The organism is Alcanivorax sp. HI0007, from assembly GCF_001635525.1.
In the GTDB taxonomy this organism is placed as follows: Bacteria; Pseudomonadota; Gammaproteobacteria; order Pseudomonadales; family Alcanivoracaceae; genus Alcanivorax.
This window is the reverse complement of the sequence record NZ_LWEJ01000118.1, coordinates 1-246: the sequence shown is the minus strand read 5'-3', so window position 1 is coordinate 246 and position 246 is coordinate 1. Positions and strand designations below refer to the sequence as shown.

The following is a 246-nucleotide window of genomic DNA, read 5'->3' as shown; positions in this document are numbered from 1 at the left end:
GTGTGCTGCTTACGGTTGGCTGCTTCGTGGTGCTCGGTCTATTGGTCCGCCCTTTCGGCATCGAGATCTGGTAGCACCAGACTTAACCCCGGCGTTCCCCCAGCCACCGATAGGCAACCGGCACCACCAGCATATTCAGTGCTGTAGAGCTGATCAGCCCCCAGAGAATCACCACCGCCATGGGCGCCTGGATTTCACTGCCGGGCTCCCCGCCGGCCATGGCCAGCGGCACCAGGGCCAGTGCCG

At 63.8% G+C, this 246-nt stretch carries 1 protein-coding gene; it reads right to left on the bottom strand.

The genetic code is table 11. The annotated features are described in order from the left end of the window. Positions 1–82: 82 nt before the first annotated feature. Positions 83–232: an efflux RND transporter permease subunit gene (locus A3714_RS18400; RefSeq protein WP_369817820.1), complete on the bottom strand. Its 150-nt coding sequence runs from the start codon at positions 230–232 to the stop codon at positions 83–85. Positions 233–246 lie beyond the last annotated feature (14 nt).